Origin of the sequence: Vibrio sp. 2096 (assembly GCF_033339595.1) — a bacterium.
GTDB lineage: Bacteria > Pseudomonadota > Gammaproteobacteria > Enterobacterales > Vibrionaceae > Vibrio > Vibrio alginolyticus.
Genome location: NZ_JAWOUX010000006.1, coordinates 169,082 through 183,837 on the forward strand (window position 1 = coordinate 169,082; position 14,756 = coordinate 183,837).

Annotated in this window: 11 protein-coding genes; 2 read left to right on the forward strand and 9 right to left on the reverse strand. The window is 45.1% G+C overall.

What is annotated here, in order from left to right; genetic code table 11:
• Nucleotides 1-10 precede the first annotated feature (10 nt).
• The 9 genes from R7Q41_RS13750 to R7Q41_RS13790 all read right to left on the reverse strand — a co-directional run bounded on the left by R7Q41_RS13750 (nt 11) and on the right by R7Q41_RS13790 (nt 10,595).
• Entirely contained in the window at nt 11-847 is an 837-nt protein-coding gene (locus tag R7Q41_RS13750; RefSeq protein WP_318144526.1) for an ABC transporter ATP-binding protein, read from the reverse strand.
• Between the two features lie 11 nt (nt 848-858).
• A complete protein-coding gene (locus tag R7Q41_RS13755) occupies nt 859-1,824 on the reverse strand; it encodes an ABC transporter permease (protein ID WP_005375889.1) in 966 nt (321 codons plus the stop codon).
• Between the two features lie 72 nt (nt 1,825-1,896).
• Nucleotides 1,897-3,261, reverse strand: coding sequence for a CmpA/NrtA family ABC transporter substrate-binding protein (locus R7Q41_RS13760; RefSeq protein WP_005387573.1), 1,365 nt, complete (start codon nt 3,259-3,261; stop codon nt 1,897-1,899).
• A gap of 265 nt (nt 3,262-3,526) precedes the next feature.
• A complete protein-coding gene (locus R7Q41_RS13765; protein WP_213891300.1) occupies nt 3,527-4,108 on the reverse strand; it encodes an ANTAR domain-containing response regulator in 582 nt (193 codons plus the stop codon).
• Between the two features lie 73 nt (nt 4,109-4,181).
• Nucleotides 4,182-5,099, reverse strand: coding sequence for a dienelactone hydrolase family protein (locus R7Q41_RS13770; protein ID WP_009704599.1), 918 nt, complete (start codon nt 5,097-5,099; stop codon nt 4,182-4,184).
• Between the two features lie 229 nt (nt 5,100-5,328).
• The gene (locus R7Q41_RS13775; protein ID WP_213914828.1) at nt 5,329-6,282 is read right to left on the reverse strand and encodes a glycosyl transferase family protein; all 954 of its coding nucleotides are present in this window, start codon (nt 6,280-6,282) and stop codon (nt 5,329-5,331) included.
• Nucleotides 6,279-7,184: a uroporphyrinogen-III C-methyltransferase gene (gene cobA, locus R7Q41_RS13780; protein WP_213905199.1), complete on the reverse strand. Its 906-nt coding sequence runs from the start codon at nt 7,182-7,184 to the stop codon at nt 6,279-6,281. Before cobA ends, R7Q41_RS13775 begins: the two co-directional genes overlap by 4 nt.
• Nucleotides 7,185-7,204: 20 nt before the next feature.
• The gene (locus tag R7Q41_RS13785; RefSeq protein ID WP_258470231.1) at nt 7,205-9,868 is read right to left on the reverse strand and encodes a nitrate reductase; all 2,664 of its coding nucleotides are present in this window, start codon (nt 9,866-9,868) and stop codon (nt 7,205-7,207) included.
• Between the two features lie 292 nt (nt 9,869-10,160).
• Nucleotides 10,161-10,595, reverse strand: coding sequence for a GNAT family N-acetyltransferase (locus R7Q41_RS13790; protein ID WP_054574324.1), 435 nt, complete (start codon nt 10,593-10,595; stop codon nt 10,161-10,163).
• Nucleotides 10,596-10,974: 379 nt separating this feature from the next.
• On the opposite strand from R7Q41_RS13790, the gene R7Q41_RS13795 reads away from it, so the two are divergent.
• Complete coding sequence (locus tag R7Q41_RS13795; protein WP_017820237.1) at nt 10,975-12,231, forward strand: aromatic amino acid transport family protein; 1,257 nt, start codon at nt 10,975-10,977, stop codon at nt 12,229-12,231.
• A gap of 611 nt (nt 12,232-12,842) precedes the next feature.
• Nucleotides 12,843-14,756, forward strand: coding sequence for a tetratricopeptide repeat-containing diguanylate cyclase (locus tag R7Q41_RS13800; protein ID WP_213867764.1), 1,914 nt, complete (start codon nt 12,843-12,845; stop codon nt 14,754-14,756).

The following is a 14,756-nucleotide window of genomic DNA, read 5'->3' on the forward strand; positions in this document are numbered from 1 at the left end:
CACTGCCTCCTTATGCCGTTTGCGCTGCGGTTTTGGGCTTGCCTTCTTTCGAAGCAGGAATCTCGACTTTGGATTGCTTCTCGTAAAGGAACTTCAGCACCGCTTGTCGACACTTCTGATACTGCGCATCATCTGCCAGTGCGACACGCTCGCGAGGACGCGGTAGATTCACTTCCAACACTTCACCAATGGTCGCTGCCGGACCGTTAGTCATCATCACGATTTTGTCGGATAGCAGCACCGCTTCATCCACGTCATGTGTAATCATGATGACGGTATTGTTTAACTCGGCTTGAATCTTCATCAGTGCATCCTGTAAATGCGCACGAGTTAACGCATCCAACGCGCCAAATGGTTCATCCATCAATAAAACCTTTGGTTGAAGTGCCAGTGCTCTCGCAATGCCGACTCGCTGCTTCATACCACCCGAGATTTCATCCGGCTTTTTGTGCGCGGCATGCTGCATTTGAATCAGCTCCAAGTAGTGATTCACTTGTTCCTGAATCCACGCTTGGCCCTTTTTGCCTTCAATTTGTTTTACAGCTAGCTCAACGTTTTGATATACGGTGAGCCAAGGCAATAATGAATGGTTTTGGAACACCACTGCGCGGTCTGGTCCCGGTCCAGCTACTTCTCGTCCATCGACGATCACGCCGCCGTCTGTTGGCATGTGTAGCCCTGCGACTAAGTTCAATACCGTTGATTTACCACAGCCAGAGTGACCAATTAGGGATACAAACTCGCCTTTATTGATTTGTAAATCGACGTTGTTAAGCGCGATGAACTCGCCATCTGGCGTTGGGAATCGCATCCCTAAACGCGTTAGATCTAATAATGCTTTTTCCATGATCTTTTCCCTTATCTCAACGCTTGTTGTTTATTCCAAGACAGCCACTTTTGAAGTTGCAACATGCCTCTATCGAGCATCAATCCAATAAAGCCGATTGTGATGACTGCGACCATAATACGACCCAATGATGCCGAGCTGCCGTTCTGGAATTCATCCCAAACGAACTTGCCTAACCCAGGGTTCTGCGCGAGCATCTCTGCTGCAATCAATACCATCCAAGCGATACCTAAAGAGAGACGTAAACCGGTGAAGATCATTGGAATGGCAGAAGGTAAAACGATGGTACGAATGTGCTGCCACCACGAAAGTTGGAGCACTTTGCTCACGTTGATTAAGTCTTTATCAACGCTCGTTACACCCACAGCGGTATTAATCAGCGTCGGCCATAAGCTACACAGCGCCACGGTGATCAGAGAGTTAATGAACGACTTAGCAAACATCGGGTCATCACTCACATAAGTGGCACTCACCACCATAGTAACGATAGGCAGCCATGCCAAAGGTGATACAGGCTTGAGCAATTGAATGATTGGGTTGAACGCTTGATACAGCCCTTGATTAAGACCAAGCACGATGCCAAGTGGAATCGCGATAACCGTCGCCAGCAAAAAGCCCGCGGTTACAGTCACTAAGCTTGTTATGATTTGATCGAAGAACGTCGGTTTACCTGTGTAAGGACGAATCTTCACTTCCGCATCTGGATTCTTCGCTAACTTCGCAGCATTGCGCTTTTCCTGACGCTCGATAAACGCTTGTTCCTTTTCTCGCTCTTGCCAATGGTCATCGACAAGGTTGCTGAACTGCTGAAAAGTTTGCACAGGTCCCGGTAGCGTACCTAATGAAGTTTGCACTTCTCTCGCCGCTAAGTGCCACATTGCCAAAAAGATCAGCAAGCCAATGACGGGCAAAAGCACCAGCCGACTTCGGTTCACTACCTGCTTAGCAGGAAACAGGGAAATGACATTACTAGACATACTCACTCCTAAGAAATTTACATCCTTGTTGCCACAAGCGAATTCCCTCGCCTGTGGCGTTTATCGTTATGGTTAAACCTTGTCTTTTCCTTTAAGCCCGATAGAGAACTTCTCTAGATATTTATTTGGCTCGCGACCGTCATAAACGATGTTGTCGATAAAGTGTGTTTGTGGCGCACGGAAACCATCTTCAGCACTGAAATCTGGGAAGTCTTTTTTGCTCAACACTCCATCTTCAATTAGCGCTTGAGCTGCTTGTTGGTAGATATCTGGACGGTACACCTCTTTCGCCACATCCATGTACCAATCATCGGATTTCTCGCTTGAGATTTGTCCCCAACGGCGCATTTGAGTCAGATACCAAATCGCATCGCTGTAATACGGATAAGTGGCGTTATGACGGAAGAACACGTTGAAGTCTGGCACGTCTCGTTTGTCGCCTTTCTCGTATTCAAATGTGCCCGTCATTGAGTTGGCGATAACTTCGGCATCCGCTCCAACGTATTCGCTTTTTGATAGCATCTTCACTGCTTCTTGGCGGTTGGCATTGTCGTTTTCATCCAACCAATGTGCAGCTCGAATCAAGGCTTTCACTACGCGAATGTGCGTGTTTGGATACTTCTCAGCCCAAGCTTTAGAAACACCAAACACTTTCTCTGGGTTGTTCTTCCAGATCTCGTAATCGGTCACGACTGGCGTACCGATGCCTTTAAATACGGCTTGTTGGTTCCATGGTTCGCCTACGCAGTACCCTTTGATCGTGCCCGCTTCCATTGTTGCTGGCATTTGTGGTGGCGGTGTAACACTCAAAAGAACGTCAGCATCCAACTGACCACTGTTGTCACCGGATTCTGGTGCATAAAAACCTGGGTGAATCCCACCTGCCGCTAGCCAGTATCGCAACTCATAGTTGTGCGTCGATACAGGGAACACCATCCCCATATTGAATGGTTTGCCTTTATCCAGATAGCTGTCGACCACAGGCTTCAATGCATCCGCTTTGATTGGGTGAACAGGTTTGCCATCTGGTTGCTTTGGAATGTACTGCTTCATCTGCTCCCAAGTATCATTGGAAACCGTGATTGCGTTGCCGTTCAAATCCATACTGAACGCGGTAATCACTTCTGCTTTTGTGCCGACACCAATCGTTGCGCCCAATGGCTGACCAGCAAGCATGTGCGCGCCAGCAAGCTCACCATCGATGACTCGGTCTAAAAGCACCTTCCAGTTTGCTTGCGCTTCTAAAGTGACGTACAAGCCTTCGTCTTCAAAAAAGCCTTTCTCATAAGCAACCGCCAGCGGTGCCATATCGGTTAACTTAATAAAACCAAACTTCAGGTCTTCAATTTCTGGTTCACCCAACTCTGCCTTTACGCTGACCGTGGTGAATACCGATAACGAAATTGCTGACACTTTCAGCATCGAACTCCATTTCATTGGTTTGCTCCCATAAAAAAAGCGCCACTACTCCGAAGAGCAGTAGCGCCGTTGCTAAGTCTACAATTACCGCCGTTGATAATTGAGATAAGCGATTCAACAATAAACCCAATTCTACTAATCCAATTACTGTGCCAACTTATTTTTCACTGTAAATACAATGAATTAGTTTATTCTACCGTTTCTAATTCCCTGTTATTGCTTGCTGATAGTGCAACACGCACCACGTTAGAAAACGCACCCTAACCCCAAAGAGGTAGAGCGACTAATCCAACACTTCCAAAGTAGTTATCAAATTCTTGGCAACTTGTGCGAGCGTTTGGCTCGATTGCATGGCTGAATTTCGTAGCGCTTTATAAGCCTGTTCTTCATCAACGCTGTGCATCTTCATCAGCAGCCCCTTGGCTTTTTCCACCAGCTTGCGCTCTTCGATCTTAAAGGTCAGCGATTCAATTTCCGATTGCATACTTTCGAATTTCGCTCTCACTAGTGTCGCATGTTCAATCCAAGGCTGAAGCGCAAACTCACTATCGTGCGGCATGAGCACATAGTCCATTTTTTCTGATAACCGATTGATATCATTAGATGATAACTGCTTTAAGACGATAAGAAGTGGTGCCGATTTTCTGCGGCAGAAATCGACGATCAAACGCAGTTCCGCGGTTGGTTGCTGCCATCCAACCACAACGCTTGCCGACGGTTCTCGTTGCATTAACGTTTCTAGTTGTGCCAATTGGCAACCGATGATGTTGTCGTAATCTTTGCTCAATAAGCCGGACAATCGAGCCTGCTCTTGTAGGCTATCACAGCACACTATGATGGGTGTTTTTGACGTTGATTGAGTCATGCACATTCCTTGTTTATATCTCACTCACTAAGAGAGACATAACAAGGAATGTGCCAACTAAAGCTGAAGCGTTTTAACTAGAGGCAAGATGTTCTTTGAAGAAGCCGAGTGTGCGCTCCCAAGCGAGTGCTGCTTCTTCCGGTGCGTAGCGTGCTGTTGAGTCGTTATGGAAGCCGTGGTTGACGTTCTCATACATTAACGCTTGATACTGTGCGTCGGTTGCGATCAATTGCTGCTCATAAGCAGGCCATGTGTCGTTAACACGCTTATCGAGCCCTGCAAAGTGAATCATCAACGGCCCTTTGACTTGCTTTTGGATCTCTTGCGCCGCTGGCGTTCCATAGAAAGGCACACCTGCATCGAGCTCTTCTGGCATTACCGCTGCAAGCATGTTGACAATGTATCCACCGAAGCAGAATCCAACCGCGCCCAATTTACCGTTGCCACCCTCGTATTGTTTGAGGAAGTTAGCGGCTGCAATAAAGTCTTGTTCGATCTTGGCTCTGTCCATCTCTTTCTGCATGGCGCGACCTTCATCGTCGTTCCCCGGATAGCCGCCGAGTGGATAAAGTGCGTCTGGAGCGAAAGCAATAAAGCCATCTTTTGCAAGTCGTCTTGCGACATCTTTGATATAAGGGTTCAGACCTCGATTTTCATGAATCACCAACACGGTCGGCGATTTTAAGGTCTTCTTCTGTGGCATCACCAAATAACCACGCCCTTCTCCATGCCCATTTGGAGATGGAAAGGTTTCGTAAGTTGCTTTGATGTCAGGATCGTTAAATGAAACTTGTTCTGCCAGTGCGTAATTCGGGGTTAGCGCGTCGACCAGTGCTGTCATGCTAAAGCCAAGCACAGCAAGGCCACCCAGCCTATTTAGAAACTCACGGCGCGAGATTTTTCCGTGGGCGTATTCGTCGTACCAATCGAAGGCTTCTTGCGGGATCGGATGAGAAGCCTTTTCACTAGGAGTGGTATGCTTTAGAACCATTATCCATGTCCTCTGTGTCTTACCATATGGGATTTTCTCATTCTCAAACGCGAAGCTAAAAACGAACGCGATTGAGGCTAAAACTGCGGTTTCACCACTCTGATACGGAGCAAGGTGGTGAAACACATCATTGGCGAGCTAGGATCTTTTACCTTCTTCAAACAATAGATAATGGATTCAGATTCAACAACTTTGCGTCGTTGGTTTTACATTAATTGACAATAGTGCGTTATTGCAGGCCGCAATAGGCTTGCCAGTACGAGAAGGCGCGTTCGAATGCTTTTTCTCTGTCGTGCATCTGTGCAAACAAGACCACTGTCATGGTCGCAAGAACCGTATTCGCCATTTGGTTCATGTCATCTTCTGACGTCCCAAACGGGCAGTTCGCAGGCATTGGCACCTCAGACAGCATTTGCTCCGTCCAGTAGTGCGATGTCACGCCGCTTGTTTGGCTTAACCATAATGTTTGGCTTACTTTCGGGTTGTATTCTGACTCACCCGATTGTCCTTTGAATGACACAACAGCGTGAGCGGTTTGACCAATCTCGTATTCGACTTCAGCATGAAGTTGTTGGAACCCAGGATGGAAGCTACCACGAATACCAATCGTTGCTTGCCCCGGGTTCAATGCTCGAACCACGGTATTAATCGGCGTTCTAAGCCCATAACGATTCTTCCAACCAATCATGGTTTCTGCTTGAGGAGCAAACGCACTCAGCGGCAGATACACAATGTTTTGTGTTTCTAATACACGCTTTGCGTCTTCTGCTGATTCCGCTTTCGTAATAGCAAATTTGTCGAGGTAGTCTTCAGCGTGTAAACGACCAGATTGACGGTCGTGATAGCCGTGCATCAACACTTTATGGCCATTATCGGCGAGGATCTTCGCTGCCAACAGGTGCCAAGGTTGACCTGCCGCTTCACGTTTACCTGCATAACATGGCCAGTCGATGTCTGCACCAATAGCAGGCATGCGGGATTGGAATGCTTTCACAAAGCCAGCGATTTCTTGTTGAGTCTCGTTCTGTACACGAATCAGCATCAATAACATTGCCATCTGATCATCATCGCACTCACCGTTTAGGTATTCATCCATAACTCGAAACGCTTGGTCAAAGTTCAGTGGTTTTCTACCACGTTCGCCACGACCGACTGTTCTAATACATTCCAAAATGCTGCTCATATTCCCTCGTATTCCGTCACTGACTGTACGGTTTCTATTAGTTGTTCGCGCAGTTTGACAACTTCTCCCATCACAATCAATGCTGGGCTCACGCCTTTAAGTGTAATCGATAAATCATTGAGCTGATTGAGTTGTGTAACGTGCACTTGTTGTTGAGGGCTGCAACCATGAGTGATGATCGCGACTGGGAAATCTGCTCTCAAACCGGAGTTGATTAAACCCGTTTGTATTTGAGATGACTTTTCTAACCCCATATAGAAGACTAACGTTTGTCCGCTTTGCATCAGTTGGCTCCACGCTTCAAATGCGCCTGTTACTACTTGCCCCGTCACAAAGGTAACGCTGCGAGCAACGCCACGATGAGTCAGCGGAATCAAGCTGTTTGCTGAACATCCAATCGCAGCGGTAATGCCGGGAATGACTTCGTACGCGATTGAGTGTTTGACGAGTGCTAACGCCTCTTCGCCTCCACGGCCAAATACGAATGGATCTCCCCCTTTTAAGCGTACAACTCGCTTTCCTTGCTGAGCGAGCGACACCATCAAGTCACAGATTTCTTCCTGACCAATGCTAGGTTGTCCGCATCGTTTGCCCACGTAAATCCAATCGGCTTGTGGCGAAGCCAACTCCAAAATATCTTTGTTAACCAAACGGTCGTAAAGCAGAACCTCTGCCGACATAATCGCTTTCACTGCCTTTACGGTTAACAAGTCAGGATCGTGGGGCCCAGCTCCGACAATCGAGACAAAACCTTTGTGGTTCGCGTCCAGGTCTAGTGAATGGTCTTCTAAAAGTTGGTTCAGTTTGCTTGCTTGGTCATGCTTAGAAAAGCGAGACGAGCGTTCTTGATTCTGACTCGCTTGTCCTTTCTTAAACCAAGACTTTTGATAAGGCGCTTCCATGTGCTTATCCTCTTTATGACTTACTTTATTTGAATCGCCAGACTTTGCTGGTTCGCTTGCTGTTTGCCCTTTTGATGCTGATGGCTGTCGACCATTTGTTTGATTTGAGAAACGCACGAGCCACAGTTAGTGCCGCATTTGAGTTTGTTTTGAAGTTGAGTCAGTGACGTGCAGTCTTGTTTCTCCATCGCGTCATGTATTTGTTTATCGGTGACACGGAAACAACTACAAACCAGTTTGGCACTGCTTTGCGATTGAGTGATGGTAAGCAGTTGCAATAGCTCCATCGGTTTGCCAATCAAGCCGGTAAAGTTGGTGTAGTCGGTTTGAATCGGTTCATTAGACACCACTAAAACAGAGCGAATGATACGAACGTCTCCAACAAGGTCGTAATCCACCGCTAGCCAACCTTGGGCAATATCTATCGTAATCCTGCGGCTCTTTTCCGTTCGACAAAAACTCTGCTTCTTTGGTCGCTTATCGTGTGCAAAGCGCCAAATGCCCAAATTGCTTTCTGCTTGAAATGCGCTGTAGAGAAACTTGCCGGAATCAAACTGTGTACCGATGAACATACCGAAGGTTTTTACCGCCGCATCTTGCACTTCAACATAAGACGACTTAAATGCAGGCTGCCCTGAAATAGGGTCTTTTGCGCTGTTTACTATCGCATTAACACTGCTTTCACCGCCATATCGACCCGCCCAGTGCATTGACATAAACAGCTCCTGAAAACCCAAACCTTCATCAATGGCAACTTTGGCATAAATACCGGTGTTTGAAGCAGGCTGAAACAGCTTGGTGAGCTGTCCTGCTTTTAAGCGATTTTGAGTGGCAGAGAGCGTGTTCATGTACACGGTTGGTTCTAACTCTGAGGCGGCAAGGTGGGCGATATGCCCTGTGCGCGTCATGGTATGCCATTGGTCACGTTGTCTGCCCGTATTGAGCCACCAGCCTTTTGTTCTTTCTAAGCGCGTTGGAGATTCACTGGTCACGACAAAACGCGCTTTTCCATCTGGGTGTGAATAGACGCCATCAGCAAAAGGGCGCTCTCCTCCCCATTGTGTCGGCACCCACTCTTCGTATTCTTGCTCGGTTAAGTTGGCGTATTGAGAAAGATCTAGCTTCAATGGCGAATCTGCATTCATGCCTGTCATCGCGGCATATTCCCTGAATACCGCCCGCTCAGAAGTAAACGCAAAGCCATTTTGTGTCTTTTCCAATGCACACAGAGCTTGCCCAACTTGGCTTATCGCCCACCAATCTGATTTTGCTTCACCGGGAGGCGTTTGAAACTGGCGCTGCCTTGAAAGTCGACGCTCAGAATTGGTCACCATGCCTTGCTTCTCCCCCCAGCCAGCGGCGGGTAGCAATAGGTCCGCGTAATGCGCTACATCCGAATCCGCTGTGATATCGGAAACAATCACAAACGGACAAATCTCTAGTGCACGTTTTACCAATTGGTTATCTGGCAAAGAGACAACAGGATTGGTTGCCATGATCCAGAGAACTTTAATCTCACCACGTTCTACCGCCTCAAACAGTTCAACAGCTTTTAAACCGGGCTGAGTGGCAATTTCTGGTGAATCCCAAAACGCCTGCACTTGCTTTATAGACTTTGCGTCAAAAGCACGATGAACCGCTAACTGGTTTGCCAATCCACCGACTTCTCGCCCACCCATCGCATTGGGCTGACCTGTAATAGAAAACGGCCCACAACCTGACTTGGCAATTTTACCCGTCGCCAAGTGTGCATTAATGATTGCATTGCCTTTGTCGACGCCATTTTCGGCTTGGTTTACCCCTTGGCAAAACAACGTAATTGCGGTTGGGCTTTGCGCAAACCATTGGAAGAATGTCGTGAGTTTTTCTTCTGAAATGCCAATGGAAGACGTCAAATTAGTGACATCGTAACGCAAATCAGAAACTTCTTCTCTAAGTGCATTAAATCCGTCGGTATAAGAATTTATGTATTCAGAATCAATCAATTGTTGTTCAATAAGAAACTTGAGCAGCCCATTGAAGAGTGACACATCACCATCGTTTTTAATCGGTAGATGCAAATCCGCTTGCTGTGCGGTGACCGTTTCACGCGGGTCAATGACCACCAGCTTGAGGTTAGGATTGTTTTCTCTCGCTTGTTGAATACGTCGGAATAAAACAGGGTGCGTCCAAGCGGTATTAGCACCGCAAATGATCAATAGCTCAGTCTTATCAATATCGTCGTAATTGACGGGAACGACATCTTCACCAAATGCTCGTACATGAGCCGCAACCGCCGAAGACATACACAAACGCGAGTTCGTATCGATGTTTGCGCTGCCAACATAGCCTTTCATGAGTTTGTTGGCGACGTAATAGTCTTCCGTTAACAACTGCCCTGACACGTACATCGCGACGGAATCCGGTCCAAACTCCGCTTTCGCTTGATGAATCTTTTCAGCAATCAGATCCGTGGCTTGTTGCCATTGCACCTCTTGCCCTTGAGGTCGTTGCTTGGTGATAAGCTTTGGATACAACAAGCGCGAAGGCATATTCAAACTCTCTGCCAGCGCGACACCCTTCACGCACAGTGATCCCGCATTTGCAGGATGACACGCATCCCCAACGATTCCTTTCGCATTGACCTCGACACCACATCCAACACCACAATAGGGACAAGTGGTTTTTTTGCATCCTTGCGACATAACACCTCCAGTGTGATTCAGCCCAACTTACTAGCAAAAAAAAGCCTCTCCCGAATCGAGAGAGGCAGCAATGCCTTTAACGCTGTTAGTACATTTTCAAAAAGTAATACCCTATACCGCTCTCGCCTGCTATTAAGAGCGGCGCATCGAGTTATCGATGAACGTTTATGTAAAGCAAGTGAGGTGCCAAGATTAAAAACCCTTACCATACAAAAGGTTAGCTTAAAACCAATTATAGCAACGTAATGCTACGCACTGATTGTGTGCAAATTTCGGTCATTATCGTGCAGTATTACTTTACTAATTCCATGACTAACCTGGATTCTTCGTCACCAAAATAATGCGCTTCTTCTTCTAACGTTTTAAAGCCAAGGGAGAGGTATAAAGACAATGCAGGTTGGTTCTTAGGATCGACAGTCAATTTCACGCTTGAGCCTAACGTCAACGGCGCAATAACGTTTTCTAGGAGGGAACGCGCAATACCTTTACCTCTATGTTGAATATCGACGGCCAATGACATGATCCAATATTGATGTGCATTTGTGCTAGTCGTTAGCAATATATACCCTGCGACCTGCTCTCCCTCTTTTGCTACCAGTAAGGTCTCTCCCCAACAATCAAAAGCTTGCCGAAAGAAAAATTGAGGATAGGCGTGTTCTCCAAATAAAGTATTTTCGAGCTTATATATGGCAAATAAGTCCTCTTTTTGCGCAGACAAGATGTCCATTCAATGACTCCTTCTTTAACATGAATGGCAGCAGTATACCTAAATCTCATCTAAATGACGGGACACAAACATCTCAATTAAGTGCTTAAGAAATGTAATATTCTTCCTGAAAATTAGGCCTAACTCACTTAGAACATACATCCGTGATTAAGTTTTAACCGCAAAATCAAAAACCACACAAGATGAAAATTTCAACACATACAACCATTAAACGCATTAAATTTAAGAACTTTATTCTGGTTTATTGAAAAATTCATAGTTGGATAATTTACAACCACCCCAAATTCACAGCATTATTCACCAAGCTTCGCGTGTGATAATAAACACTAAAACCTTTACCATTTTCAGCATTATTATTTTTATAAAAGCGAGTTTTAAAGTGAAAGAATCTCGAAATGCCTTAAATCCTAGTGAAATAAACACAACCACAGCTTGGTCAAAACATGATACACATTGGGTTCTTAGCCTATTTGGAACAGCCGTTGGCGCAGGCATCCTGTTTCTGCCAATTAACCTTGGGATTGGTGGTTTTTGGCCTTTAGTCGCGATGGCAGTACTTGCTTTTCCAATGACCTATCTTGCGCACCGTGGCTTAGCTCGTTTTGTACTATCTTCTAAGATCAAAAACGCAGACTTCACTGATGTAGTGGAAGAGCACTTCGGCGCAAAAGCAGGCCGTTCTATTTCACTGCTGTATTTTCTTTCGATCTTCCCGATCCTGTTGATATATGGTGTTGGAATAACAAACACAGTAGATAGCTTCATGGTAAATCAGGCTGATATGGCTTCTTTACCTAGACCTTTGCTTTCTGGCGTACTAGTGTTTGCACTAATTGCTATTATGATGGCGGGTGAAAAAGTAATGCTACGGGCCTTTGCCATTATGGTGTTCCCACTTGTTGCCATTCTTGCCTTTCTATCATTTTACTTAATACCGAACTGGACCATGCCTGTCATGGATGTGCCAGAAGCGTCAGCTTTTGCTAGCACTATGTGGTTAGCAGTTCCTGTAGTGATTTTCTCGTTTAGTCACGCAGCTGCAATTTCAAGCTTTGCAAATGTACAACGTCGCCATTACGGTAAGCAGGCAGATGCCAAATCCGAAGTTATTCTTCGTCGCACTAGCATCATGCTGATTGCCTTTGTTCTTATTTTTGTATTTTCCTGTGTGTTAACACTGTCACCTGAACAATTGGCTCAAGCAAAAGAACAAAACGTATCCGTATTGTCTTACTTAGCGAACGCAACCGATAATCCATTTATTGCAACACTTGGTCCTTTAGTAGCGTTTGTTGCTATCACTTCATCTTTCCTTGGGCATTTTTTAGGTGCGCGTGAAAGCTTAAATGGTTTAATTAACAAGCATTTTAACCTATCTGAGAAGCGTGTTGATCGTATCAGCGTGGCAGCACTGTTCTTCTCAATCTGGGCGGCGGCGATCATGAACCCAAGTATTCTTGGTATGATGGAAGCATTGTCAGGGCCTGTTATTGCAATGATCTTATTTATTATGCCAATGTTAGCGGTGTATAAAATCGAGGCGATGAAACAATATCGAGGAAATGTCTCTACTTACTTTGTTCTAGCAGCAGGCATTGTGGCGGTAAGTGCATTGATTTTTAGCTTCTTCAGCTAATAACTAAAGACTAGCTTGGATTTTCAGGGGAATACCTTACACAAGGTTAAGGTGATTCCCTGAATTTTCTTACTCTTTAAAAGGTAATCATCGTTACCCTTGACTCTTAAATAAGAGCGAAAACACCCGCAATCATAAGTACTGAAGCGATGCAGGTACGGCCGATAATGCCGAAGTGCGAAGGTTGAATCATTTCATTATGCATAGTTAATCTCCTATTTATTATAAAAGCCATTTTTTATTGGCTTAATAACACTATGTCTAATATCCAGTTTTTTAACAACCCATACAAACATTAAATATTTATGACAGAAACGTAATTTTTTACACTTCACTCTGATTTCGAGCGATGAATCCGCGGCTTAAATCATTAGATTGAGTCCACCGAATATGCTCACTTACCTTCCATCGTTACCCTACCTATGCCATCTTCCAATCATTACATAAGTTTTCAATAGATTTTGTTTTTATAAATCATAATATTATAGAGATCCTTCTCGTCTCTCACTCCCAAAGCACTTTGCCACTGGGAATCCATCCGCACTTAACCAACAAGAAATGGTAGACTTAACTGGTATTCGGTTAAGAGATCACATTTTATTAATACGCTCATGCACTTCTCAATTAAAAAACTGGCTTGCGCACTTTGTACTGCACTTGGACTTTTCTTGCATCCGACCAACGTGCTGGCGAGTACCGAAAAGCAAGCTTATCTGGAAGAACACATTTCAGCAGAAAGCAAGCCCATGTTAAAACTCTACTTTCGCTCGATGGGTAAGCCGCGATCAATTCAAAAAGATGAGTTAAATACGCCACAGCATGCATCAGCGGAGTCTCTTGCTCTGTATTACTTTGCACGAAAGTACCTTAAGCGTTACGAAGGCGTTCCATTACCGAAAGATATGCCCGATTTAATCGAATTCGGTAAAAAGCACCATTTGGAATGGGTCGTCGCTGAAGCACAGCTCAATAAGGCAGTAACAATGATTGAGCAAGACGATAACTGGAACGCAGAATTGTTACTCCATGACGTTGTTTCTACAGCCCGTGATCTTGGTTATCTAGCATTAGAAGGCCGTGCTTACCGCTGGTTAGGCAATCTAGAAGTATCTCGAAATCAACTACGCAGTGGCCTAAAATATTATCGCAATGCCTATGAGTTATTAGAAAAAACAGTATTTGAAATACAAGTCGCGATGACACTGAACAACATTGGGACGGTCTACATCGACGCATCAGATTGGGCTCGGGCCAACAGTTACCTAACGCAAGCTCTCGACACTTACCTAGAGAGCGAATATCAATACGATAATAGCTTTTTTATGGGGGTTATCTACGCAAACCTTAGCATCGTTCACTCGAGCCTCGGAGATAACAAAGAAGCGGAATATTATTTCAATGAAGCCATTCGACTTTCAATGCAAACAGGGTCGGACACAGTCAAGCACCACTCTTTATCCAGCTTTTCACAAATGTTGAGCTCGGTAGGAAAAATTGATGATGCATTAATGGTCGCACAGCGTTGCGTAGACCTGCCCATTCCAAAAAATCTAGAAATGCTAAAAACGTCTTGTTACGAGGCATTTGCAGAGGCTTACCTCGCAAACAAACAATACGATAAAGCTATTACAACAGCACTTAACGTTCTAGAACAAACCAAATCAACCAGTGAATTAGAGCTGCGTCAGCGTATTGATATGCTTTCGGTACTGGTAAACGCTCATCAAATTCTTAATGACTATGAAGCGGCTTTTCATTATTTAACCCAATTAAGAGAGCTAGAGGCTGAGTTTTCTCATCATATTCATGGTGAAGAGATGATTAACATTAAGTTTGACCTCGAAGCTAAGTTAGCCCAGAAAGAACTCAAATTGCTAGAAACAAAAAATGCGCTACAAGCCTCTGAGCTGCGTTCACAGCGCTATCGAGAAATGTTCTACTTTATCGCTATTGCGGCAATTGGAGTCGTTGGTTTTCGTTACGTACTGCGCGTTAGACGTATTAATAAAGCACTCACTCAAGAAAATACTACCGATCCATTAACTCAACTGCATAACCGTCGCTATCTTCACATTTGGTTGGACAAAATGGCTCGTAGAAGCCCAGATAGAACATTTGCCTTAGCCGTTTTAGATGTCGATCATTTTAAAACCTTTAATGATCAATATGGACACGATATTGGCGATAAAATGCTGACTCATATTGCCACGCTATTTAATGAATCCACCCGCTCTGGTGACCTACTCATTCGTTGGGGTGGAGAAGAGTTTGTCCTATTATTCGAAGTACAGCGAGTTGAAGATTGCGCTAAGTTTTTGGAGCGATTGAGATATACTGTTGAAAACACACCATTGGTGGTTGACTCTAAACCATTAAGCGCGACAATTTCCCTTGGAGCAGTGGACAAACTGTCGGCACAAACAATTAAACAAGAATGGGATCAGTGGTTTTTCTTGGCAGACCAAGCTTTGTATGATGCGAAGCAAGCTGGCAGAAACCAGTTCATCATTCACCCTACATCATAA

Coding starts and splice junctions, on each gene's coding strand:
- R7Q41_RS13750 (WP_318144526.1), bottom strand. CDS start 847: ATGGAAAAAGCATTATTAGATCTAACGCGTTTAGGGATGCGATTCCCA.
- R7Q41_RS13755 (WP_005375889.1), bottom strand. CDS start 1,824: ATGTCTAGTAATGTCATTTCCCTGTTTCCTGCTAAGCAGGTAGTGAAC.
- R7Q41_RS13760 (WP_005387573.1), bottom strand. CDS start 3,261: ATGAAATGGAGTTCGATGCTGAAAGTGTCAGCAATTTCGTTATCGGTA.
- R7Q41_RS13765 (WP_213891300.1), bottom strand. CDS start 4,108: ATGACTCAATCAACGTCAAAAACACCCATCATAGTGTGCTGTGATAGC.
- R7Q41_RS13770 (WP_009704599.1), bottom strand. CDS start 5,099: ATGGTTCTAAAGCATACCACTCCTAGTGAAAAGGCTTCTCATCCGATC.
- R7Q41_RS13775 (WP_213914828.1), bottom strand. CDS start 6,282: ATGAGCAGCATTTTGGAATGTATTAGAACAGTCGGTCGTGGCGAACGT.
- cobA (WP_213905199.1), bottom strand. CDS start 7,184: ATGGAAGCGCCTTATCAAAAGTCTTGGTTTAAGAAAGGACAAGCGAGT.
- R7Q41_RS13785 (WP_258470231.1), bottom strand. CDS start 9,868: ATGTCGCAAGGATGCAAAAAAACCACTTGTCCCTATTGTGGTGTTGGA.
- R7Q41_RS13790 (WP_054574324.1), bottom strand. CDS start 10,595: ATGGACATCTTGTCTGCGCAAAAAGAGGACTTATTTGCCATATATAAG.
- R7Q41_RS13800 (WP_213867764.1), top strand. CDS start 12,843: ATGCACTTCTCAATTAAAAAACTGGCTTGCGCACTTTGTACTGCACTT.